Here is a 22,780-nt window from a genome sequence, read left to right as displayed (position 1 = left end):
TCGTCCGCCGGTTGTCGATTGTGTCGGGTCCTTGAATATGGGAAACGTCTCCGCGTTTGTACAGGAATCATTCCATGGCAGATCAACGCACCATCATCGTCACGGGTTGCTCTTCCGGCATCGGCGCTTTCTGCGCCCGGGCGCTGAAGGCCGACGGCTGGCGGGTTTTCGCGACCGTGCGCAAGGAGGCGGACCGCGCCTCCCTCGAGGCCGAGGGGATCGAAACGCTGCTGATGGATTATACCCAGCCGGAAACGATCTCGGCTCTGGTCGCAACCGTGCGCGAACGGACCGGCGACCGCATCGACGCTTTGTTCAACAACGGCGCCTATGGCCAGCCGGGCGCGGTCGAGGACCTTTCCACAGATGTGCTTCGCGAACAATTCGAGACGAATTTCTTCGGCTGGCACGAGCTGACGCGGCAGGTAATCCCGCTGATGCGCAGGCGGGGCCATGGCCGCATCGTCAATGTCTCCTCCATTCTCGGCCTGATCCCCTATCGTTTCCGCGGCGCCTACACGGCCTCGAAATTCGCGCTGGAGGGCTTGACGATCACGCTCAGGATGGAGCTGCAGGGCAGTGGCATCCATGTCAGCCTGATCGAGCCCGGGCCGATCGCCACGCGCTTTACCGCCAATGCGCTCGCCAAGATCAAGGAGCATATCGATCTCGAACATTCGGTTCATGCGGTCGAATACCAACGGCAATTGGCGCGGCTGAATGGCACAGGCCCGGTCAACCGGCACAAATTGGGACCCGAAGCGGTCTATGACGTGTTAAAATCTGCGTTGAACGCCAAAAATCCCCGCCCGCATTATCTTGTGACCACCCCTGCAAAACAGGGCGTTCTTCTGAAAAGGCTGTTGCCGGCTAACCTTTTCTATCGTCTGATGCGCCGGTTGGATTGAAAGACGAAGGCCCGAAGCAATGTCTACCGTTACCTATATCGCCGCCATTATCGTCATGGGCCTGGTCGCAATCGTCCTCATTCGCGGCCTGCTCAACATGATGAAGGGCGACAATCCGAATCTCTCCAACCGGTTGATGCAGCTTCGCGTGCTGCTGCAGGCGATCGCGGTCATCCTGATCATGCTGACGCTGTGGCTGACCGGCGGCGGCCGTCCGACCTGAGGGCGGGATCACAATGGTCAAGCTCAACAAGATCTACACTAAGACCGGCGATGACGGCACGACCGGCCTCGTTGCCGGTCCCCGCCGGCTGAAGCATGATTTGCGCGTCGAGGCCTACGGCACGATCGACGAAACCAACTCCATCATCGGCGTCGCCAGGCTGCACACCGCCGATATGCCTGAACTCGACGCCATGCTGATGCGCATCCAGAACGATCTGTTCGACCTCGGCGCCGATCTCTCGACGCCGGAAACGGACGAACCGCTCTCCTACGAGCCGCTGCGTATCATTGACGGCCAGGTCCAGCGCATCGAACAGGATATAGATGCGCTCAACGCCGGTCTCCAACCGCTGAGTTCCTTCATTCTGCCTGCCGGCAGCCCCGCTTCCGCGCATCTCCACCTTGCCCGCACGGTCGCGCGGCGCGCCGAGCGGCTGATGGTGGCGCTTTCACGCAGCGAAGGCGAACGCGTTACCCCCGCGGCTTTGAAATACATCAACCGCCTCTCGGATTTCCTGTTCGTCGCTGCCCGCCATGCAAATGATCAGGGGCGCGCCGATGTGCTGTGGGTTCCGGGGAAGAATCGATAGTGACTCAAATTAGTTGAACAGCATTCAACGATATTGACGTTGACGTAAGCGTCATTTATGTCCCTCAGGCAATTTGCCATTCTGCGGCATGGAAGCGTTGAAATTGGGGGAAAAACGCGTATCCATGTCGCCATTCGACAAACGGAGCGGCGCTGAACAGGCCATGTTCTTGAGCGCAGTGTTGAAGGAAGGATTCCATGAAGATTCTCGTCCCGGTGAAGCGGGTGGTTGATTACAACGTGAAGATCCGTGTGAAGGCGGATGGCACGGGTGTCGAGCTTGCGAATGTGAAGATGTCGATGAACCCGTTCGACGAGATCTCGGTCGAGGAAGCGCTGCGGCTGAAGGAGGCCGGCAAGGCCGAGGAGGTGGTGGTGGTGTCGATCGGCCCGGCCAAGGCCGAGGAGACGCTGAGGACGGCGCTGGCCATGGGGGCGGATCGTGCGGTGCTGGTCGAGACCGACGATCAAGTCGAGCCGCTGGCAGTGGCGAAGATCCTGAAAGGCGTGGCCGAGGCCGAACAGCCCGGCCTGATCATCGTCGGCAAGCAGGCGATCGATGATGACAGCAATCAGACCGGCCAGATGCTGGCGGCCCTCTTGGGCTCGGCGCAGGCAACCTTCGCCTCGAAGATCGAGATCGGTGAGGGAAGCGCCAAGGTCACCCGCGAAGTGGATGGCGGCCTGCAGACGATCGAGGTCAAGCTGCCGGCGGTGGTCACGACGGACCTGCGCCTCAACGAACCGCGTTATGCCTCGCTGCCGAACATCATGAAGGCGAAGAAGAAGCCGCTCGACAAGAAGAGCCCGGCCGATTTCAGCGTCTCCACCGAGCCGCGCCTGAAGGTGTTGAAGACCGAAGAGCCGTCGGGCCGCAAGGCGGGCGTCAAGGTCAAGTCGGTGGCCGAGCTGGTCGAAAAACTCAAGACCGAAGCCGGCGTGCTTTAAAGACAGGAAAGGATAAGACACCATGGCCATTCTTCTTCTGGCTGATCATGACAGCAACCACCTTTCCGACCAGACCGCCAAGGCGCTGACGGCGGCGACACAGATTGCCCAGGGAACGGGAAGCGACGTGCACATCCTCGTCGCCGGCAGGGACGCTAGGCCGGCTGCCGAGCAGGCAGCGAAACTTGCCGGCGTCTCCAAGGTGTTGATTGCCGACGATGCCAGCCTCGCCAACAATCTGGCAGAACCGCTTGCCGATCTGATCGTGGCGCTCGCCGGCTCCTATGACACCATCCTGACGGCTGCCACCTCGGTCGGCAAGAACGTGCTGCCGCGTGTTGCCGCTTTGCTCGATGTCGCCCAGGTCTCGGAAATCATCGAAGTCGTCTCCGCCGATACCTTCAAGCGGCCGATCTATGCCGGCAATGCCATTCAGACGGTGCAGTCGACCGATGCCAGACGCGTGATTACCGTGCGCACCGCTTCCTTCGCCTCTGCCGCAGACGGTGGTTCGGCCACGATCGAAGCAATCCCGGCGGTCGCCAATCCCGGCCTGTCCAGCTTCGTCGCCGATGCGCTGTCGACCTCGGACCGTCCGGAACTCACGTCTGCCAAGATCATCATCTCCGGTGGCCGCGCGCTCGGTTCGGCAGAAAAGTTCAAGGAAGTCATCCTTCCCGTCGCCGACAAGCTTGGGGCTGCCGTCGGCGCATCCCGCGCTGCCGTCGATGCCGGCTATGCGCCGAACGACTGGCAGGTCGGCCAGACCGGCAAGGTGGTGGCACCACAGCTCTATATCGCCTGCGGCATCTCCGGTGCCATCCAGCATCTCGCCGGCATGAAGGATAGTAAGGTCATCGTCGCCATCAACAAGGACGAAGAGGCCCCGATCTTCCAGATCGCCGACTACGGCCTCGTCGCCGATCTCTTCGAGGCCCTGCCGGAACTCGAAAAGGCGCTGTGATCGCGCCGATCGGTCTTTTCGCAGTTGCGAAAGACTGGAAAATTGTCCTTTATAGAGCTATCAATCTTGCCGGGCTAGGAATAGTCCGGCAAATTTATGATGAAGAGCATGGCGCGCCACCAAGAACGCGCCGCCGGGGAGTTGGGCAATGAGTTCGCTGAAGACGATCGGTATTATCGGCGCGGGCCAAATGGGCTGCGGTATCGCCCATGTATCCGCCATGGCCGGCTACAAGGTTCACATCTACGATCTGTCGCAGGATCGCATCGAGAGCGGCCTTGCCACCATCAACGGCAACCTCGCCCGCCACGTCGCCTCCGGCAAGATGAGCGACGAGGACCGCAAGGCGGCGCTGTCGCGCATCACCGGTTCCTCCGATCTCAACGACCTCGCCCAGGTCGATCTCGCCATCGAGGCAGCAACCGAGGACGAGACCGTGAAGCGCAAGATCTACGCGCAGGTCTGTCCGATCCTGAAGCCCGAAGCGATCCTCGCCACCAACACATCATCGCTGTCGATCACCCGGCTCGCTTCGGCGACCGATCGGCCGGAGCGCTTCATGGGCATTCACTTCATGAACCCCGTGCCGGTGATGAAGTTGGTCGAGCTGGTGCGCGGCATAGCTACCGAGGAATCGACCTTCTCCGCCGCAAAGGAATTCGTCACCTCGCTGGAAAAGACGATCACCGTGGCCGAAGACTTTCCGGCCTTCATCGTCAACCGCATCCTGCTGCCGATGATCAACGAGGCGATCTATACGCTTTACGAGGGCGTCGGCACCGTCGATGCCATCGACACCGCCATGCGGCTCGGCGCCAACCATCCGATGGGACCGCTGCAGCTCGCCGATTTCATCGGCCTCGACACCTGCCTGTCGATCATGCAGGTGCTGCATGACGGCCTGGCGGATTCGAAATATCGCCCCTGCCCGCTGCTGGTGAAATATGTAGAAGCCGGCTGGCTCGGCCGCAAATCCGGCCGCGGCTTCTATGATTACCGCGGCGAGACGCCCGTTCCGACGCGCTGATCTTTTCGGCAGCCTGGGGGCCGACCTTAATCCTTCGAGGCTTCGGCCTTTGGTCTGCGCACCTCAGAATGAGGTCGGAGTAGGCTATGTCGGGTGAAGATGATCAGTCCTCATGGTGAGGAGGCCCGCAGGGCCGTCTCGAACCACGAGGGCGGGTGGTGAGCCGGTAACTGACTCAGAGATTATTCGATAGCGCGCCGGCTGCGGAAACCGATGCGCGGTACTCGCGCGCTCGCCGCTCCAGAAGCAGCTCAAACGCTTGTTTGATTCTCTTCACATGCGGCGTCTTATACTCAAAGCGCTCATTGTGAAGGTGAATCAGCATCGACGCGTTGACCTCGAAAATTACTACCCTGCCCTCTGAATCGAGTGAACAGTCGATACCAAAATAATCAAGGCCGATCTGGCGGCGGATGGCATCGAGGGCGACCATGCCCTCTGGCCCGAAGACGCTGCCGGGGTCGTTGAGAAAGGCCTCTTCCTCCTTGCGCATCCATTCGACGTCGGCCATGCGCGTCGAGACATGATGCACCTTCCAGCCATCGCCGATGGCCAGGTGATAAGGAAGTATCTCATCTCCCACGAAGACGAAGCGGTACTTGCGGAAAAGCCCGTCGGGTGAACTGTAGTTGACGAAATCCGTCAGATAGAGGGTCTGCTCTCCGGCCGCCTCGGCAAAGCCCAGCAGGGCATCGGCATCCTCCACCAGTTCCATCATATCGCCGCCATGTTTGCCCGTATGGCGCACGATTATTGGAAAGGCGCCGGTATCGCCGTCGCGCACCCGGCGCCGCAGGTCTTTGGCCTCGATACGAATCGTCGCCGGCATGACCGCGTTCGCGACGGCACTCAGACGCCGCGAGATGGATTCGCGATCCGTCGCCAGCATCAGCCGCGGGTGATTGACGACCGGCCGCTGCAGGGAATCGGCGACATCGATGGCCGATGCCATCACATCAAGCCCAAAGTCGGTTTCCGAAACGAGATTGACGACGACATCTACTTTATCGCTGCGGACCCGCGGGTCATTGCGATAACCACGCAAGACGAAGATCACTTCCGTGTCGAAGCAACTGTCTCTGATCAGATCCTCATAAGGCGTATTGCCAGATTCGGGTGAGAAGAGCAGGAGCACGCGAAACTTTGCAGGCTTCTTCGCCGCCGGATAGTTGCGGACCACGCCCATCTCGGCGACCGCCAGAAAACAAATATGCGCAGCCGCCGGATTTCCGAGCTTGAGCTCAAACTTTCCGCAAAGCATCAGCGCTTCGCGATCGGTCGGATCGACACGCAGCGCCCGTTGAGCCGTGGCCAGGCCCTCACGCCAGCGTCCGGTCGCCTCCAGCGCCTGCGCCTTGTTGCAAAGGCAGCGAAAGTCCTCGGGGAAACGCGCCAATCCTTTGTCATAGGCTGCTATTGCCCGATCGAAATCGCCGGATTTCTGAAGAAGATCTCCAAGCCGTGCCCATGATGTCGGGTCCTCTGGCGACTGATGGCAGTTGCGCAAAGCTTCTTGCATGGCATCCGGCACATTGCGCAGCGACTCGAGAACCTGGCTGCGCTTGGAAAGAGCCAGACCGTAGTCACCCTTGAGGGAGATTGCCCGCTCGAGACTTGAAAGAGCTTCGATCGATCGGCCTAGCTCCTGAAGCACGACTCCCTGATGATACCAGGAGACCGCATCGCCCGGCTGCGCGGCAACCACTCGCTCGTAACACGACAGCGCCCGTGCAAAATCGCCGGCGTCCTGACATGCTATGCCAAGGCCGGACATCGCATGCACATAATCGGGTTTGAGGCTGAGTGCTGTTTCGAACCACAAGATGGCATCCTGGGGCCTATCGACTTTCAGCAGCAAAAAACCCAGCGTGTTGCACGCGATCGGTTCACGGCTGACAAGCTCGCCAGCCGAGAGGAACACATTGATTGCATCCTCATAACGACCGGCATCCATCAAGGTCGCAGCCTGGACCAGGATGGAGGGCAGCGCTGATGCATCGGACAGGGCGCAGGCTGAAGATTGGGTCATCGGGATCGATTTTCAAACAGAGAATCGGCTGGGCGATTATTCCAGCCTCTCATCTCAGCCTTGCCCGAGGATGACCCCGTATTCGCTCAGTTCCAAATCTCGGGTTTCACGCAAACGGCCCTCACAACGCGACCGCAGCCTTCACCAAATTCTTCGCGTCGTCACTGTCCCAGGCCGCCGGGCCATTCATGGCCGAGATGAGACAGCCCTTGCCGTCGATCAGCAGGGTTACCGGCAGGCCGAAGGCGAGACCTTGCTTTTTCAACGCATTGAAGACGCCCATGGTGTTGTCGCGATAGTAGCCGAGCTTGTCTATGCCGTAATCGTTGCGGAACGCCTTCGGCTTTTCGTCGTCACCCGTGTCGATATTGACGGCCACGACCTCGAACTTGTCGCTGCCCACGCTCTTCTCCAGCGCGTTCAATGCCGGCATCTCCTCGCGGCAGGGCACGCACCACGTCGCCCAGACATTAAGCAGCAAGGTCTTGCCGGAGAAATTGCCCACCGAGAGCGACTGACCGTCCGGACCCTTGAAGGCTACATCCTGCAGCGAGATCGGCGTCTGCGGTGCGGCCATTGCGGCGACCTGACCCTTGGCAAAGGGTGTCAGAGCCGCGGCGCGATCCTTCGCCGTTTCGCATTGTCCGGATGAGGCCATTTCAAGGACGCCATTGCCATACCCCATCTCCTTCACGTATACCGCTGCCGCACCGGCGACGACCCCGGCGACGGCGGCAAGCAGAACGAGTTTCACGGACGGCAGACCGAACGGCTTCTTTGCTGTCATTACATTCTCCAGGTAGGCATCTCATGGCTGACGGCAAGGACACCAAATCCTCCAACCAGATGTGGGGCGGACGTTTCGCCTCCGGCCCCGCGGCAATCATGGAGGAGATAAATGCATCGATCGGTTTCGACAAGAAGCTGTTTGCACAGGATATCCGCGGCTCCATCGCCCATGCCGGCATGCTCGCCCATCAGGGCATCATTTCAACCGAGGATAAAGACAAGATCGTTCACGGGCTGAACACGATTTTGTCAGAGATCGAAGCCGGCAATTTCGAATTTTCCCGCCGCCTCGAAGACATTCACATGAATGTCGAAGCGCGGCTCGCGACCCTGATCGGTCCGGCTGCCGGACGCCTGCACACCGCCCGCTCGCGAAACGACCAGGTGGCGCTCGATTTCCGCCTCTGGGTGAAAGAAGAGCTGCAGAAATGCGAGCAGGCGCTGACCGACCTGATATCAGCCTTCCTCGACCGCGCCGAAGAGCACGCTGAAACCGTCATGCCCGGCTTCACCCATCTGCAGACGGCGCAGCCGGTCACCTTCGGCCATCATTGCATGGCCTATGTCGAAATGTTCGGCCGCGACCGTTCGCGCGTGCGCCACGCTATCGAGCACATGGACGAGTCGCCGATCGGGGCCGCGGCGCTTGCCGGCACGGGCTTTCCGATTGATCGTCACATGACGGCCAAGGCGCTCGGTTTCCGCGAGCCGACCCGCAATTCGATCGACACTGTCTCCGACCGCGATTTCGCCATCGAGTTCCTGTCGATCGCCGCCATCGCCGGCATGCACTTGTCGCGGCTCGCCGAGGAAATCGTCATCTGGTCGACGCCTCAGTTCGGCTTCGTGCGCCTCTCGGATGCCTTCTCGACCGGCTCTTCCATCATGCCGCAGAAGAAGAACCCGGATGCCGCCGAGCTGGTGCGCGCCAAGACCGGCCGCATCAACGGCTCGCTGGTCGCGCTGCTGACGATCATGAAGGGTCTGCCGCTCGCCTATTCCAAGGACATGCAGGAAGACAAGGAACAGGTCTTCGACGCCGCCGAAAGCCTGGAGCTGGCCGTCGCCGCCATGACCGGCATGGTGCGCGATATGACGATCAATACCGCTCGCATGAAGGCCGCCGCCGGCTCCGGCTATTCGACCGCGACCGACCTCGCCGACTGGCTGGTGCGCGAAGCGGGCCTGCCCTTCCGTGACGCCCACCATGTCACCGGTCGCGCCGTCGCCCTCGCCGAAAGCAAGTCCTGCGATCTCGCCGAACTGTCGCTCGAAGAGCTGCAGGCGATCCACCCTGACATCACGGCCAAGATCTTCGACGTTCTGACCGTAGAGGCCTCGGTCGCAAGCCGCAAAAGCTATGGTGGCACGGCGCCGTCGGAAGTGCGCAAGCAGATCGCCTTCTGGCGCGCCCGCAACTGAGAAAATCGCCGAAACCACAACCAAACAATCAGGGTGCACAAGCCCCGGAAACTTCGCTATGAAGGACTGCTTTCCGCGTTTGCCGCCCAAGAGGATTTCGATGCAGATCAACATGCCGCATATCATCCGCCTGACCGTCGTGCTTTCGGTCATCGGCCTTGCCGTCGTCGGATGTGGCCGCAAAGGCGATCTCGATCCGCCAAGTGCAGCGGCGACCAAGGGCGGCGACGTCAACAAGCCGACGAAACAGCCGGGCACCGAGGACAAGAAGTTCCTCCTCGATCCCCTCCTCTAAACAGGCATCGACCGTGAACCATTTTCAGTATCGCGACGGCATTCTCTACGCCGAGGACGTTCCCGTTCCCGAGATCGCCAAGGCTGTCGGCACGCCTTTCTACGTCTATTCGACGGCGACGCTCGAGCGTCACTACCGCGTCTTCTCCGAAGCATTCGGCGATGTCGACGCGATGGTCTGCTACGCTATGAAGGCCAATTCCAACCAGGCGGTGCTGAAGACGCTCGGCCGGCTCGGCGCCGGCGTCGACGTCGTCTCCGTCGGCGAATTGCATCGCGCCTTGGCGGCCGGTATTCCGGCAAGCCGCATCATGTTCTCCGGCGTCGGCAAGACCGCTGAGGAGATGGACGTGGCGCTTGAAGCCGGCATCTACTGCTTCAACGTCGAATCCGAGCCGGAACTGGAAGTGCTGAACCAGCGCGCCGTCCGCGCCGGCAAGGTCGCCCCCGTCTCCTTCCGCATCAATCCGGACGTCGATGCTCGCACGCATGCGAAGATTTCGACCGGCAAGAAGGAAAACAAGTTCGGCATTTCCTGGGAACGTGCCCGCGCCGTCTATGGCCGTGCCGCCAGCCTGCCGGGCATCAAGGTCACCGGCATCGACATGCATATCGGCAGCCAGATCACCGAGCTGCAGCCTTTCGAAGACGCCTTCAAGCTGCTGCGTGATCTCGTCGAGACGCTGCGTGGCGATGGCCATGATATTCATCATGTCGATATCGGCGGCGGCCTCGGCATTCCTTACCGCGACGACAACAACCCGCCGCCGGTGCCGGAAGCCTATGCCCACATCGTCAAGAACCAATTGAGCGGTCTGAACTGCAAGATCGTCACCGAGCCCGGCCGCCTGATCGTCGGCAATGCCGGCATCCTGGTGACCGAGGTGATCTACGTGAAGGACGGCGGCAACAAGACCTTCGTTATCGTCGATGGCGCGATGAATGACCTGATCCGCCCGACGCTCTACGAGGCCTATCACGAAATCCGCGCCGTCGAGATCACCGCCGCCAACGCCCCGCGCATCAAGGCCGATGTTGTCGGCCCTGTCTGCGAGACCGGCGACTACCTGGCTCTCGATCGTGAAATGGCGATGCCGAAGCCCGGCGATCTGCTCGCCATCAGCTCCGGCGGCGCTTACGGCGCGGTCCAGGCCGGCACCTATAACAGCCGGCTTCTGGTGCCGGAAGTGTTGGTCAAGGGCGGCGGTTTCCACGTCATTCGCCCACGCAAGACCTATGAAGAGCTGATTGGCCTCGATTCCATCCCGCCCTGGCTCGACGCATAATTCGAAAATCCGAAGCGATTTTCGGATGGAATTCATGCGCCGCGCCCAACCAAGCAGCTTAATCACGTTTCGGCGAAATCCGATGAAAAAGCGGCCTTTACCGCCGCTTGCCCTCGTCTTCGCCACAAAGAATGTTATCTTCCTGTGAAAGGCGTCTCGCCGGACGCCGTAACTGCGGGCGTATGCGACGCCCCGCCGTCTCCATGGGAGAGATAGCCATCAACGTCAGAGCGGGGAGAAAACCGGACCGATGACCAGCCCCAGCAACCTCAAGAAGGGCGCTCTCGCCACCCGTCCGGCGCTGGCGCGGCTGGTTGCGGTCAAGCGTCTCTTTGCTCGGGTGGTACTGATCTCGGAACAGATCCTGCCCCTGCTGCTGGTGCCGCTTTCGATCCTGGCTCTTTTCCTCTCGGCTGCCTGGTTCGGCATTTTCCGCATCGCGCCGGATGCTCTGCGCCTCGTCCTGCTTGCGGTTTTCGCGCTCGCCTTTGCCGTCTCCGTTTTCCCCTTCCGCCGCCTGCGCTGGCCGACGGTCGCCGAAGCCGATCGGATGCTGGAGGAGCGCAACGGCCTTGCCCACCAGCCTGTCACCGTACAGGAGGACGAGCCGGCTTTTGATACACCCTTTGCCCGGGCGTTGTGGCGGGAGCATCAGGAGCGCATGGCAGCGCGGATTGCGGCTCTGGACGCCGGCCTGCCGCGTCCTGACATCGCCCGTTACGACCGCTTCGCGCTTCGCACCATTCCGGCCCTGCTGCTGGTCACTGCTTTCAGCTTCTCCATGTCCAACAGCGGCGGCGCGCTCAGCGATGCCTTCACTGCTCCGGCCGAGACGTCGATCAATCCGGACCTGCGCGTCGATGCCTGGGTAACGCCGCCCTACTATACCGGGGAAGCCCCCGTCTACCTGACGGGCAGTGCTGCTAACACGGGCGACAGCGTCAACGTACCGCAATTCTCCGAACTTACCGTGCGCGTCACCGGCGCTTCGACGGATGAGAAGGTCTTGTTTCAGGCTGCCGGCAGCGGCAGCGACACCGGCGCCGAAATCCCCGAGCAGGCGGCGGATGTGAGCAAGCAGCCGCCGGCGAACGGCAATGCCGCCACGCCTCCGGCCGTACAACCGGTGTCCAACAACGCCGCCGCTCCGGCTGGCGCCGACGCCATGGTCGCCCGCACCCATGTGCTGAAGCTCGAAAAAGGCGGCAAGCTCACCGTCAACGGCAAATCCTGGTCCTTCAAAGTGGTCACCGACAAGCCGCCGGAAATCGCCTTCGACGGTATTCCGCACGGCAACCCCAACGGCGCGCTCGAAATGGGCTTCAAAGTCAAGGACGACTACGGCATCGAGGAGGCCCATGCCGAAATCGTGCCTGTGGAGACCGATCCCAAAGCCACGCCGCTTTACGGCCTGCCGGAATACAAGCTGGAGATTTCGCGCCGGGATCGCCGTAACGGCAAAGGGCTGGCGAGCCACGACCTGACGCAGGACCCGCTTGCCGGCAGGCAGGTGCGCATTACCCTCGTCGCCCGCGACGGCGCGGGCCAGACCGGCCGCAGCGCACCCTATGAAATGACCCTGCCCTCGCGCAATTTCACCGAGCCGCTCGCTGCCGCCGTTGCCGAGGAACGCCAGGTTTTCGCGCTGGACACCCGCAAAATGCCGGAGGCGATTGAACTCAATCGGTCGCTGACGATCCGGCCGAATGAGACGATCCCGGATCTCGGCAACTACCTGCTGCTCGAATCGGCGCTGACCCGTATGAAACTCGCTCGGGGCGATATCGCGCTGAAGGATACTGCCGACTATCTGTGGCAGATCGCGCTCGGCATGGAAGACGCACAGTTGACCGATGCGGAAAAGGCGCTGCGCGACGCGCAGCAGAAGCTCTCCGAGGCCCTGCAGCGCAATGCGTCCGATGCCGAGATCAAGAAGCTGATGGACGAACTGCGCAAGGCAATGAACGACTATATGAAGGAGCTCGCCGAGCGCATGAAGAACATGCCGGCGCAGCCAAACCAGAAGTCGGCCAATATCCTGCGCCAGCAGGACCTGCAGCGGATGATGGATCAGATCGAAAATCTGGCCCGTTCCGGCAACCGCCAGGCGGCGCAGCAGATGCTGTCCGAACTGCAGCAGATGATGAACAGCCTCCAGGCCGGACGGCCGCAACGCGGTCAGAACCAGCAGCAGAACGAAGCCAACGACAAGATGCGCCAGCAGATGGACAAGCTCGGCCGCATCCTGCGCGACCAGCAGAAGCTGATGGAGCAGACCTTCAAGCTCGACCAGGCCATGCGCGACCGCATGCAGCGCGGCGATCCCAACGAAGATGGTGACGATGCGCTGAACCAGCCCATGCCGGATCTGACCGATCCGACACAGCCGGATATGGGGCAGCGGGATCAGGGGCAGCAGGATCGGCAGCAGGGCCAGGAACAGCAAGGCCAGCAGAAGGGTCAGAAGCAGCAGGGCGACAATCAGACTGATAATATGACTGCCGATCAACTGCGTGATGCGCTGAAGCAATTGCGCAAGCAGCAGGATGAACTCGGCAAGCAGCTCGGCGAACTGCAAAAGGACCTCGGTTCCATGGGCATGAAGCCGAACCAGAATTACGGCAAGGCTCAACAGGAAATGAAGGGCGCCTCCGGCGACCTCTCCCAGGGCAATGGCGAAGCCGCCGTACAGGGCCAGGGCCGCGCGCTGGACGCCCTACGCAAGGGCACGCGCGATATGATGAACCAGCTTATGGCGCAGATGCAGCAACAGCAGGGTCAGGGCCAAGGTCAGCAGCAGGGACAAGTCGGCCAGGGTAATCAGAACGGCCGCGATCCCCTCGGCCGTCAACGCAACGATGGCAACTTCTTTGATGATGCAAACGAAAACAAGATACCGAACATCATCGATCCGCAACGCGCCCGCGAAATCCTCGATGCGATCCGCGAGCGGTTAAGCAACAACCCGTCATTTTCGGAAGAACGGCGCTATCTGGAGCGCCTGCTCGATCTTGGCCAGTAAGAGAAGAGCTGACGCCACCTTCGCCGCCACGGGCGAAGGTCATGTCTGACATAACTGCTTAAGCCGCCAGCGCGCGGGCAACGGCCTTGCGAATATCCGGCAAAGCGAAAGGCTTGGCGACGACGTCGACGATCTTTTCCATGAGGTCGTCGGCGCGTTCGCGCTGCTCGGCATAGCCGGTCATTAAGAGGATTTTCATGCCAGGGCAGGTCGAGGCAGCCTGATGCGCCAGTTCGATACCGTCCATCACCGGCATGCGAATATCGGAGAGTAGCAGGTCGTAAGCCCCCTGCTTCAGCTTTTCCAGACCTTCGGCGCCATCGGCCGCCTCTTCGGTCTCGTGTCCGTCCAAGCGCAGGGCGCGCGCGACAAAGGTGCGAAGAGAATCTTCGTCTTCGGTGATCAGAATTTTTGCCATGGTCTATGCTCCGTGGTCCGTCATGTTCCGCGACCGAAATCACCAGAATTCCGTTTGCGATCGGTAAACGACGGCGGTGCGATGCGGCTCCGTGGTTAATGAGTCGTCATCGCTGGAGCATATTGGGACAGCTTGTATGAGCGTTGGATTGTCCCAAAACGGCAGCCATACTTGGCTCCCGATACGTCAGGCGTCCCCGGTTACCACGCCAACAAAGGGCAACTCGCGGAAGGCATAGGCAACGTCCATGCCGTAACCGACGACGAAATAATCGGGGCATTCGAAGCCGACATAGTCGGCCTCCAGCTCTTCCTGGCGCTTCACGCTCTTGTCGAGCAGCACCGCGAGCGTGACATGGCGGGCGCCGCGCTCGTAGAGCAATTCCTTTGCGAATCGCAGCGTGCGGCCGGATTCCAGAATGTCGTCGATCAGCAGCACATCGCGATCCCTGACATCGCTGTCGATGTCCTTGACGATGCGCACGCCCTGGGAGACCGTGCCTGCGCCGTAACTCGAGAGCGTGATGAACTCGACTTCTGGCGCCAGTCCCGTCTCATGCAGCGCACGCAGCAGATCGGCGGCAAAGATGAACGAGCCCTTGAGAATGGCGATGACGAGGAGATCCTTCGTCGGTCCGCTGGCGATTTCCTTCGCCATGGCGCGATTGCGCTCGGCGATCTGCTCGGCGGTGAAAAGCGGCTCGATATTCTTCCCGCGTACGACAGGCATTGATTGGCATGCTCCATGGCTATTTTCGGCGCTTGTCCGCCGATCAAGCTCTAGCCCGTAGCACAAACCTGAGGGCCGACACACCCCCTAAGGCATGAAGGAGAGGCGAACATCCGGCATTTTTCCACCGGGATGCTGCAATCGCGTGGAAAATCCGCGGCTCTCATGCGGCCCGATACGGTTTACCGGCGGGTTCACCACCACGCTTGTCAGCAATTGACCGCCGGAGAAGATATCTGCACGGACAGGTGGCACCGAGAGCGTGGCGCCGGTCTCGTTCTCGATGATGCCGTTAACGGTGAGCACCCGCATGCCGTTCTCGTCGCGCGGCGTCAGCGTCACATGGGAAAACTGTAGCGGCTCCGAGGTGGCCTGTGCCGGCGTACCCGACAATCCCGAGAAGCCGCCGGCAAGCCCGAAGACCAGGATGGCCAGAGCAACGATGAGCGCCACGAAGCTGCGCCGCGAGGCTTGCTGCAGCCAGCCTTCGGCAAGGCGCAGGCCCGTGAGCGCATGCAGGAAAGCTCCCTTGGGAGCCGGCCGCGGCGATTGGCTGGGGCGGAAAGCCCCGTCGCGAGCGTTGCTGCCCGAGGCGGTTCTGATGCGGCTGGGAATGACCGTCACGAACTCGGCGTCGACGACATCCGGCTTCGGCCCGAAGCGGCGCGATAGTCCCGAACCCAATGCGCGTTCGGGCGGCAGCAGGTCATAGATCAATCCCGCCTGTTGTTGGCGGTGGCGAAAAGTGCCCATGACGATCTCCCTTTCCGGTGATCCACATGGTTTCAACGCCCACCTGAATTCTGGGCATTGAAACGAATCCTGCCCAGTCGTAAATTTTAATAGTTAATGCTTCGCAAAGATCGCCATGAATCGGGCGCCTTTCCAGCAAAATTTACCGGCTGTTAACGCCCTTGGTTAACAAGTCGCCTGATTGAACACTGCGGAAGAGTGGACTGCCCGTTGATTCATTTTGAGAACGTCGGTTTGCGCTATGGTATGGGTCCGGAAATCCTCCGTGACCTGACCTTCGACATTCCGCGAAAATCGTTCCAGTTCCTGACGGGACCTTCCGGCGCCGGCAAGACGACGTTGCTTCGGCTTCTCTTCATGTCGCTGCAGCCGACCCGCGGACTGATCCGCATGTTCGACCGCGAGATTTCCTCGATCCCGCGCAACGAGCTGCCGTTGCTGCGCCGCCGCGTCGGCATCGTCTTTCAGGACTTCCGGCTGCTGGAGCATCTCACGACATACGAAAACGTCGCCCTGCCGCTGCGCGTGCGCGGCAAGGAGGAAAGTTCCTATCGCACCGACGTATTGGAACTATTGAAGTGGGTCGGCCTCGGCGAACGCATCAATGTGCTGCCGCCGGTGCTGTCGGGCGGCGAGAAGCAGCGCGCCGCCATTGCCCGCGCCCTGATCGACCGCCCCGAGATCCTGCTCGCCGACGAACCGACCGGCAATGTCGATCCACCCATGGCACGGCGGCTGCTGAACCTGTTCCTCGAACTCAATCGCCTCGGCACGGCCGTCGTCATCGCCACGCACGACCTCACGCTCATGGATCAGATCGAAGCCCGGCGCATGATTTTATCGGGAGGGCATCTCGATATCTATGACTGAGCCCGCTCCCCGCAGGAAAGCCTCGAATGCCGGGGCTGCCAACAACCAGGAAAGACCCGTCGCATCTCCGCCGGAGAAGAGGCGGCCGGAAATGCGCGTGCGCCCGACCGGACCGATCGTGCCGTCCTCCAATATCCAAGGCAATGCGCTGATCGTCGTTATCGCCATCATGGCTTTCCTTGCCTGCCTGACGCTCGGCGCCGTCAGCATGGTGCGCTCGACGGCGGCAAGCTGGGAGAGCCAGATTTCCCGCGAGATCACCATCCAGATCAAGCCGGACGACAATCTCGATATGGACAAGGCGCTGGCCAGCGCCCGCGACATCGCGCTTGGTTTCGTCGGCACCAAGTCCGGCCAGATCGTCGACGAGGCGGCGACCGCTCGCTTGCTCGAACCCTGGCTCGGCGCCGGCCTCGACCTCAAGGAGCTGCCCGTCCCGCGCCTGGTGATCATCACGATCGACGAAACGCATCCCCCCGACTTCGAGGCGATGCGCAACCTCCTCAAGGATCAGATTCCGCAGGCGACGCTGGATGATCACCGCACCTGGGTCGATCGGCTCGTCTCGATGGCGCACACCACCGTTCTCATCGGCACCGGCGTCCTGCTCCTGGTTTTCACCGCCATGGTGCTGACCGTGGTGTTTGCCACGCGCGGCGCGCTCTCGAGCAATCGCCACATCGTCGAGGTGCTCCATTTCGTCGGCGCCGAGAGCACCTTTGTTGCCACCGAATTCCAGAAGCATTTCCTGAAGATCAGCCTGAAGGGTTCGGCTGCCGGCAGCGCGCTCGCCGCCCTGTTTTTCGCCAGCGCCGGCTTTCTGCAAAGCCGCACGATCGCGACGCCGCAGACCGACCAGGCAACCGCCCTGTTCGGCACATTCTCGGTCGGCGCGCTCGGCTATCTCGGCATCCTCGCCACCATGATCATCATTGCCCTGCTCACCACGGTCACGGCGCGCTTCACCGTCATGCGCACCATTTACGAGATCGATTTGATCCGCTCCGACCCCGGAAGAACCGAAACTGTGCAAAATTGACGCTAGGGCGATGATTTTTTTCGATCTAATGGTCTGTTCCTTGCCGCAATTGGCGCATAATAGCGAATCATGAGCATGGACCTGACGACTCGCAAGACCGTGAGTTCGCAGACGTTGCGAGAGCAATCCCGCAGCGACCGGCCTGTGCGGCGCAGCCTCTTCCGAAGGTTTTTGCGCTGGGGCGGCTTCGGCTTCATCATCCTTGTCGCCGTTGTCTTCGGCGGCTTCCTGCATTTCGCCGATTCGATCACCACGCTGAAGCCGCCGCCGGAACCGAAGGCGGATGCCATTGTCGTGCTGACTGGCGGCTATCAGCGCATAGGCCAGGCCGTGGAACTGCTGCGCACCGGCGCCGGCAACAGGTTGTTGATTTCCGGCGTCCATCCGACCACGACGCCGTCGCAAATCCGCAGGCTGACCCAAAGCCCCGTCAGTCTCTTCAATTGCTGTGTCGATGTCGGTTATGACGCCCTCGACACCATCGGCAATGCCCGCGAAGCCGCGAAATGGATCCATGCCAGAGGCTACAAGAGCATACTGGTGGTGACGAACAACTATCACATGCCGCGCAGCCTGGCCGAGCTGAAATATGTCGATCCGGCCACGGATTTCATTCCCTATCCGGTGGTCAATTCCGATCTCAAGACCAAGAACTGGTTCACCGACCCCAATGCGCTGCGCACCATGCTCTCCGAATATGCCAAGGTTCTTCTCGCCGGCGCCCGCAATCTCACGGGTCTCGGACGCCCGCTCGGCCTGCGCTCGCGGGAGACGGACGATGATCCGGACTAAGATACTTGGCGACACATGGACCGACTTTTTATTGACAGCGTAATCGTGTAGGCAAAGCTTCAGATGCTGGCGAAAGCCGGCGTGTTGGGAAAGCCTTTGATGATCACCTTGCGTTCGATCCTGTTCAATACGACCTTCTATGCCAACCTGATCATTCGCATGATCGTGCTTTCACCGATCTATTTCCTGATGCCGCGCAAGGCCGGCTACGCGATCCCCAAGGCCTGGGCGAAATCCAGCGTCTGGCTGATGGAGAAGATCGTCGGCACCACCTTCGAGATCGAGGGCTTGGAGAATATTCCCGCCGGCAGCTACATCTTCGCCCCGAAGCATCAATCCTTCTGGGATACCTTCGCACTGCTGCCCTATCTCGATGATCCGGTCTACATTCTGAAGCGCGAGCTGATGTGGATTCCGCTGTTCGGCTGGTATGCGAAGAAACAGCGCATGATCCCGGTCGACCGCAGCGCCCGCGGCAAGGTGATGTTCGACGTGCTGAAGCGCACGCGGGAAGAGCTTTCTACCGGCCGCCAGTTGATCATCTATCCCGAGGGCACTCGCCGTCCGCCGGGGGCCGAGCCGGTCTATAAGTACGGCATCGCCCGCATGTATCGTGATCTCGACATTCCCGTCGTCGCCGTGGCCATGCATCCCGGCCTGTTCTGGCCGCGCCGCACCTTCCGCAAGTATCCCGGCCATTTCAAGGTGCGCATCCTGCCGCCGATCCCGCCGGGCCTGGATCCGGACGCCTTCTTCGCGCGATTGCTTGAGGAGACGGAAAAGGCAAGCGACGAATTGCTGGTCGAAACCATCGCCAACAATCCGCATCTGCCGGTCCCGCCGACGGCCGCGCGGCGCCTGGCCGAGATCGCAAAAGCGAAGATGGCGACCGCGGTTTAAGACGCCTCCCGCATCCGCTCGATCTCGCCCGCCACCTGCTCCAGCCATTGGTCGCGAATGCCCATCTCGCGCAGATGCGTCAGCGTATTGAAGACATAGGCATCGTTCGGTCCGGACTGTCCGACGGCGGAATCGACAATATGGGCCGCCTCTATGGCGTCGAGCGTGCCGGCATATTGCTGATGATTACGGTCGACAATATAGGCGACGGCAGCTACCCTTCGGCCATCCGCGAGACGAATGGGCAGCGTCCTTTCCAGATAGACGTTGGTGACCAACTCCCGCTCGCGTAGATAGCTCAGCACTTCGTCCCGCTCGGCGGCTGCTATGCTGAATGCCATGCCGCGGCAGGAGCCGCCGTGATCGAGGCCGAGCACCAGGCCCGGACTTGCCTCCGTGCCGCGATGGACCCAGGAATGGACGCAAAGGGAGCGGCGGTAGCCGAAAATCAAGGCCTCTGCTTTTTCAACATAGCTAAACCCCGGATTCCACATGAGTGATCCGTAGCCAAATACCCAAAATTCGTCCATATCCAACGCCAAATCATTGTGAACACATAGGTTCAACCATTGGAGAACAACATGGCAGCGTCAAGCCAGAGCGTAGCATCCGGCAGAGGCAAACGCATGTGGCTCATCGGGCTGGGGCTGATCGTGATCCTTGCCGGGCTTTATACCGGCGGTTGGTTTTATGCGACCACGATGGTGAAGACGACCGTGCTGAAGGCGCTCGGCGAGCAGAAAGACGCAGGCATTTCGGGCGAATGCAGCGACATGGCCTTCAGCGGCTTTCCCTTCTCCATCGGCCTCTCCTGCGCCAAGGTGACCGTCGACGATCATGTGAAGGGCGTTTCCGCCTCCTTCGACAACCTCCATGCCTCGGCGCCGGTCTATCAGCCGAACCATGTCGGCTGGAGCCTGAGATCGCCGGCCGAGATCCGCACCGCGCAGGGTTTGACGGTGTCGGCCGAATGGACGGATCTGCAATCGAATCTCATCGCCAAGGGCCGTGGCGTGGCGCAGAGCGAGACCGTCATCGATGGGCTAAAGGCTGGCATCGTCTCCTCGTTCACCGGCCAGAGCGCCGACGTGACCGCCGCGCACACCGAAATGCACGCGCGCCAGAACGGCGACGACCTGGAACTGGCGATCGGCATCGAAAATGCCAATGCCGTCATCAAGGATTTTCCGCAGACGCTGCCGACGGCATCGACAAGCGCCGATATCACCTTGACCGGCAAGGCAGGCTTGCTCGACGGCAGCGACGGACACGGCCTTTATGGTGCTGCAGGCGTTCTTCGCAAGGTGGTGATCGATATCGGCGACGGCCGCGTCATGACCCTTTCCGGCCCCTTCAATTTCGACGATCAGGGCTTTCTGTCCGGTCAGTTCAAACTGGAGATCAATCAGATCGGACCATGGGGCGACAGCCTGAAAGCAACGATCCCAGCCGCCAAAAACATGATCGACACCGCCACCAAGCTTCTGAAGTCGCTCGCGGCCGGCGGTGACAAGGTCTCCGTCGATCTCACCGCCGATCGCGGCCGCCTCTCGCTCAGCGGCTTCATTCCGCTCGGCAAGATCCCGCCGATCTGAGAATCACCACCTGCGCCTCAGCGGGGCGAAGGTTATGTCGATACCTACTTCTTCACATCCAGCGCGTGACGCCCGAAATCCGGGGCGTCGACGTCCTGGCCAGCCTCGACGATCGAGCGGCGGATGGCGCGTGTGCGGGTGAAGAGATCGAAAATCTTGTCGCCCTCTCCCCAGCGGATTGCCCGCTGCAGATAGGCAAGATCTTCCGAGAAACGCGCCAGCATTTCCAGAATGGCATCGCGATTGTGCAGGCAGACGTCGCGCCACATTGTCGGGTCGGACGCGGCGAGACGGGTGAAATCGCGGAAGCCGGAGGCGGAATATTTGATCACTTCCGATTCCGTCACCGTCTCCAGATCATCAGCCGTGCCGACGATGTTATAGGCGATGAGATGCGGCAGATGCGAAACGATCGCCAGCACCTTGTCGTGATGGGTGGCATCCATCTCATCGACGCGCGAGCCGAGCGCTTCCCAGAAATGGCGAAGCCTTTTGACGGCGGCCTCGTCGGTGCCGGGGATCGGCGTGAAGATGCACCAGCGCCCTTCGAACAGCCCGGCAAACCCGGCGTCAGGCCCGGACTTCTCCGTGCCCGCAATGGGGTGGCCGGGAATGAAATGCACATTGCTCGGCATATGCGGCTGCATCTGCGCGATGACGGACGCCTTGGTCGAGCCGACGTCGGTGACGATGGCGCCGGGCTTCAGATGCGCGGAGATTTCCGCCGCAACGCTTCCCGATGCGCCGACCGGCACGGAGACGATGACGAGATCGGCATCCCCAACGGCTTCGGCCGACGATTGCGTATAGCGGTCGCCGAGTTCGAGTTCTTCGGCACGCTTCAGCGTCTCGGCGCTTCGCGTCGAGATCACTACTTCCTTGGCGAGGCCGAGCCGCTTGATGTCATAGGCGATCGACGAGCCGATCAGGCCGATGCCGATCAGCGCGATACGGTCGAACTGCATGCTGCTCATGCCTTGCGCCCCATGAATTCGGTCAGGGCATCGATGACGCCCAGATTAGCCTCTTCCGTGCCGATGCTCATGCGCAGCGAATTCGGGAAGCCGTAGGCACGCACCGCACGCAGGATATAGCCGCGGCTGGTCAGGAACTCGTCGGCATCGGCAGCACGCTTGCCCTCGATATCGGGGAAGTGAACAAGCACGAAGTTGGCGACCGACGGCGTCACCTCGAGGCCGATCGATTCGAAGGCCTTCGTCACTTTCTCGATCCACAGCGTATTGTGCGCCACGGCCTTCTGGGTGAAGGCCTGGTCGCGGATGGCGGCCGCACCGGCGGCAATGGCTGCCGCATTCATGTTGAACGGGCCACGCACACGGTTCAGCGCATCCACCACATCGGCCGGCCCATACAGCCAGCCGACGCGCAGCGCCGCAAGCCCGTAGATCTTCGAGAAGGTACGGGTCATGACGACATTGGGATTAGAGGAGACAAGCTCGAGGCCGGCTTCATAATCGTTGCGGCGGACATATTCGGCATAGGCAGCGTCAAGCACGAGGATAACATGCTTCGGCAAGCCCGCCTGCAGACGGCGGATTTCGCTGACCGGCACATAAGTGCCCGTCGGGTTGGCCGGATTGGCGATGAAGACGATCTTGGTCTTGTCGGTTACAGCGGCAAGAATCGCGTCGACATCGACAGTACGATCCTTCTCCTTGACCGTCACCGGCGTTGCGCCTGCGGCCAGGATCTGGATCTTGTAGATCAGGAAGCCGTGCTCGGTGATGATGCCTTCATCTCCGGCGCTGAGATAGACATGGCAGAGCAGGCCGAGCAGCTCATCGGAACCGTTGCCGCAGAGGATATTGGCGGTGTTCAGGCCGTGAATGTCGGCGATCGCCTGACGCAACTCCGTGGCCTGCCCGTCCGGGTAGCGTTCCAAATGCTCGCCGGCTGCGCGGAAGGCTTCGATGGCCTTGGGGCTTGCACCGAACGGCGTCTCGTTCGAGGAGAGCTTGAACACCCGCGCCACGCCCGGCGCATGCTCCTTGCCCGGCACATAGGCGGCGATATCGAGAATGCCGGGGCGCGGGACGGGCTTGCTCATTTCCATGCTCATGGGATCGACCTTGGGAAGGGCCGGAAAATTCCGGCTTTAGACATCTCGTGGCATTAATGCGGATTGACGAATTTGTCGAGTGTTTGCCAGTTGGCAAGCCT

Annotated in this window: 24 protein-coding genes; 15 read left to right on the top strand and 9 right to left on the bottom strand. The window is 61.1% G+C overall.

All coding sequences use genetic code 11. The features are described from left to right. Positions 1 to 74: 74 nt before the first annotated feature. From PH547_RS13225 to PH547_RS13215, 3 genes are read left to right on the top strand one after another with little or no spacing between them, the layout of a single operon-like run. A complete protein-coding gene (locus tag PH547_RS13225) occupies positions 75 to 908 on the top strand; it encodes an SDR family oxidoreductase (protein WP_285168419.1) in 834 nt (277 codons plus the stop codon). A gap of 19 nt (positions 909 to 927) precedes the next feature. Then, positions 928 to 1,131 carry a twin transmembrane helix small protein gene (locus PH547_RS13220; RefSeq protein ID WP_283047667.1) on the top strand — a complete coding sequence of 68 codons (204 nt, stop codon included), beginning with the start codon at positions 928 to 930 and terminating at the stop codon, positions 1,129 to 1,131. Positions 1,132 to 1,144: 13 nt separating this feature from the next. Further along, the gene (locus PH547_RS13215; protein WP_285168417.1) at positions 1,145 to 1,723 is read left to right on the top strand and encodes a cob(I)yrinic acid a,c-diamide adenosyltransferase; all 579 of its coding nucleotides are present in this window, start codon (positions 1,145 to 1,147) and stop codon (positions 1,721 to 1,723) included. Between the two features lie 64 nt (positions 1,724 to 1,787). Here the strand turns inward: PH547_RS13215 and PH547_RS13210 are convergent, their stop codons facing one another. Continuing rightward, positions 1,788 to 1,922, bottom strand: coding sequence for a hypothetical protein (locus PH547_RS13210; protein ID WP_285168414.1), 135 nt, complete (start codon positions 1,920 to 1,922; stop codon positions 1,788 to 1,790). On the opposite strand from PH547_RS13210, the gene PH547_RS13205 reads away from it, so the two are divergent. The 3 genes from PH547_RS13205 to PH547_RS13195 all read left to right on the top strand — a co-directional run bounded on the left by PH547_RS13205 (position 1,921) and on the right by PH547_RS13195 (position 4,661). Then, the gene (locus tag PH547_RS13205) at positions 1,921 to 2,670 is read left to right on the top strand and encodes an electron transfer flavoprotein subunit beta/FixA family protein (protein WP_285168412.1); all 750 of its coding nucleotides are present in this window, start codon (positions 1,921 to 1,923) and stop codon (positions 2,668 to 2,670) included. The genes PH547_RS13210 and PH547_RS13205 overlap by 2 nt on opposite strands. Positions 2,671 to 2,692: 22 nt before the next feature. Continuing rightward, positions 2,693 to 3,634, top strand: coding sequence for an electron transfer flavoprotein subunit alpha/FixB family protein (locus PH547_RS13200; RefSeq protein ID WP_285168411.1), 942 nt, complete (start codon positions 2,693 to 2,695; stop codon positions 3,632 to 3,634). Positions 3,635 to 3,782: 148 nt separating this feature from the next. Next, the gene (locus PH547_RS13195) at positions 3,783 to 4,661 is read left to right on the top strand and encodes a 3-hydroxybutyryl-CoA dehydrogenase (RefSeq protein ID WP_104824516.1); all 879 of its coding nucleotides are present in this window, start codon (positions 3,783 to 3,785) and stop codon (positions 4,659 to 4,661) included. Positions 4,662 to 4,836: 175 nt separating this feature from the next. Here the strand turns inward: PH547_RS13195 and PH547_RS13190 are convergent, their stop codons facing one another. After that, positions 4,837 to 6,690: a tetratricopeptide repeat protein gene (locus tag PH547_RS13190; protein ID WP_285168410.1), complete on the bottom strand. Its 1,854-nt coding sequence runs from the start codon at positions 6,688 to 6,690 to the stop codon at positions 4,837 to 4,839. 121 nt (positions 6,691 to 6,811) lie between these two features. Next, entirely contained in the window at positions 6,812 to 7,477 is a 666-nt protein-coding gene (tlpA, locus tag PH547_RS13185; protein WP_104824518.1) for a thiol:disulfide interchange protein TlpA, read from the bottom strand. Positions 7,478 to 7,500: 23 nt separating this feature from the next. Between tlpA and argH the strand changes: the two genes are divergently transcribed. The 4 genes from argH to PH547_RS13165 all read left to right on the top strand — a co-directional run bounded on the left by argH (position 7,501) and on the right by PH547_RS13165 (position 13,503). Further along, on the top strand, positions 7,501 to 8,901 hold the full coding sequence (gene argH / locus PH547_RS13180) for an argininosuccinate lyase (RefSeq protein ID WP_104824519.1): 1,401 nt from the start codon (positions 7,501 to 7,503) through the stop codon (positions 8,899 to 8,901). A 100-nt stretch (positions 8,902 to 9,001) separates the two neighbouring features. Beyond that, entirely contained in the window at positions 9,002 to 9,196 is a 195-nt protein-coding gene (gene lptM / locus PH547_RS13175; RefSeq protein ID WP_028754825.1) for an LPS translocon maturation chaperone LptM, read from the top strand. Between the two features lie 13 nt (positions 9,197 to 9,209). Then, on the top strand, positions 9,210 to 10,481 hold the full coding sequence (gene lysA, locus PH547_RS13170) for a diaminopimelate decarboxylase (RefSeq protein WP_104824520.1): 1,272 nt from the start codon (positions 9,210 to 9,212) through the stop codon (positions 10,479 to 10,481). A gap of 250 nt (positions 10,482 to 10,731) precedes the next feature. Next, positions 10,732 to 13,503, top strand: coding sequence for a TIGR02302 family protein (locus PH547_RS13165; RefSeq protein ID WP_104824521.1), 2,772 nt, complete (start codon positions 10,732 to 10,734; stop codon positions 13,501 to 13,503). Between the two features lie 58 nt (positions 13,504 to 13,561). On the opposite strand, the gene PH547_RS13160 is transcribed toward PH547_RS13165, so the two are convergent. The 3 genes from PH547_RS13160 to PH547_RS13150 all read right to left on the bottom strand — a co-directional run bounded on the left by PH547_RS13160 (position 13,562) and on the right by PH547_RS13150 (position 15,403). Then, the gene (locus tag PH547_RS13160; protein ID WP_104824522.1) at positions 13,562 to 13,921 is read right to left on the bottom strand and encodes a response regulator; all 360 of its coding nucleotides are present in this window, start codon (positions 13,919 to 13,921) and stop codon (positions 13,562 to 13,564) included. 186 nt (positions 13,922 to 14,107) lie between these two features. Beyond that, the gene (hpt, locus tag PH547_RS13155) at positions 14,108 to 14,650 is read right to left on the bottom strand and encodes a hypoxanthine phosphoribosyltransferase (RefSeq protein ID WP_104824523.1); all 543 of its coding nucleotides are present in this window, start codon (positions 14,648 to 14,650) and stop codon (positions 14,108 to 14,110) included. Positions 14,651 to 14,737: 87 nt separating this feature from the next. Beyond that, positions 14,738 to 15,403: a hypothetical protein gene (locus PH547_RS13150; RefSeq protein WP_104824524.1), complete on the bottom strand. Its 666-nt coding sequence runs from the start codon at positions 15,401 to 15,403 to the stop codon at positions 14,738 to 14,740. Between the two features lie 210 nt (positions 15,404 to 15,613). On the opposite strand from PH547_RS13150, the gene ftsE reads away from it, so the two are divergent. The 4 genes from ftsE (at position 15,614) to PH547_RS13130 (ending at position 19,004) form a co-directional block, all read left to right on the top strand. Further along, positions 15,614 to 16,273 carry a cell division ATP-binding protein FtsE gene (gene ftsE / locus PH547_RS13145; protein ID WP_199773495.1) on the top strand — a complete coding sequence of 220 codons (660 nt, stop codon included), beginning with the start codon at positions 15,614 to 15,616 and terminating at the stop codon, positions 16,271 to 16,273. Then, positions 16,266 to 17,312: a cell division protein FtsX gene (locus PH547_RS13140; RefSeq protein ID WP_483315542.1), complete on the top strand. Its 1,047-nt coding sequence runs from the start codon at positions 16,266 to 16,268 to the stop codon at positions 17,310 to 17,312. The genes ftsE and PH547_RS13140 overlap by 8 nt, the downstream gene beginning before the upstream one ends. A gap of 69 nt (positions 17,313 to 17,381) precedes the next feature. Beyond that, positions 17,382 to 18,104, top strand: a complete 723-nt coding sequence (locus tag PH547_RS13135; protein ID WP_104824527.1) for a YdcF family protein — start codon at positions 17,382 to 17,384, stop codon at positions 18,102 to 18,104. Positions 18,105 to 18,203: 99 nt separating this feature from the next. Then, positions 18,204 to 19,004 carry a lysophospholipid acyltransferase family protein gene (locus tag PH547_RS13130; RefSeq protein WP_104825232.1) on the top strand — a complete coding sequence of 267 codons (801 nt, stop codon included), beginning with the start codon at positions 18,204 to 18,206 and terminating at the stop codon, positions 19,002 to 19,004. Here the strand turns inward: PH547_RS13130 and PH547_RS13125 are convergent. Then, positions 19,001 to 19,534 (bottom strand): gamma-glutamylcyclotransferase, encoded by a 534-nt coding sequence (locus tag PH547_RS13125; protein ID WP_104824528.1) that lies wholly within the window; start codon positions 19,532 to 19,534, stop codon positions 19,001 to 19,003. The two genes, PH547_RS13130 and PH547_RS13125, sit on opposite strands and share 4 nt — an antisense overlap. 51 nt (positions 19,535 to 19,585) lie before the next feature. On the opposite strand from PH547_RS13125, the gene PH547_RS13120 reads away from it, so the two are divergent. Beyond that, complete coding sequence (locus tag PH547_RS13120; protein WP_104824529.1) at positions 19,586 to 20,599, top strand: DUF2125 domain-containing protein; 1,014 nt, start codon at positions 19,586 to 19,588, stop codon at positions 20,597 to 20,599. Between the two features lie 44 nt (positions 20,600 to 20,643). On the opposite strand, the gene PH547_RS13115 is transcribed toward PH547_RS13120, so the two are convergent. Together PH547_RS13115 and hisC are read right to left on the bottom strand one after the other, a co-directional pair. Continuing rightward, positions 20,644 to 21,573 (bottom strand): prephenate/arogenate dehydrogenase family protein, encoded by a 930-nt coding sequence (locus PH547_RS13115; RefSeq protein WP_104824530.1) that lies wholly within the window; start codon positions 21,571 to 21,573, stop codon positions 20,644 to 20,646. After that, positions 21,570 to 22,679: a histidinol-phosphate transaminase gene (gene hisC, locus PH547_RS13110; protein WP_104824531.1), complete on the bottom strand. Its 1,110-nt coding sequence runs from the start codon at positions 22,677 to 22,679 to the stop codon at positions 21,570 to 21,572. The genes PH547_RS13115 and hisC overlap by 4 nt, the downstream gene beginning before the upstream one ends. Positions 22,680 to 22,780: the final 101 nt, after the last annotated feature.

The sequence above is a fragment of the Rhizobium cerradonense genome (genome assembly GCF_030182455.1).
Taxonomy (GTDB): Bacteria; Pseudomonadota; Alphaproteobacteria; order Rhizobiales; family Rhizobiaceae; genus Rhizobium.
This window is presented reverse-complemented; position numbering and strand designations above follow the sequence as displayed.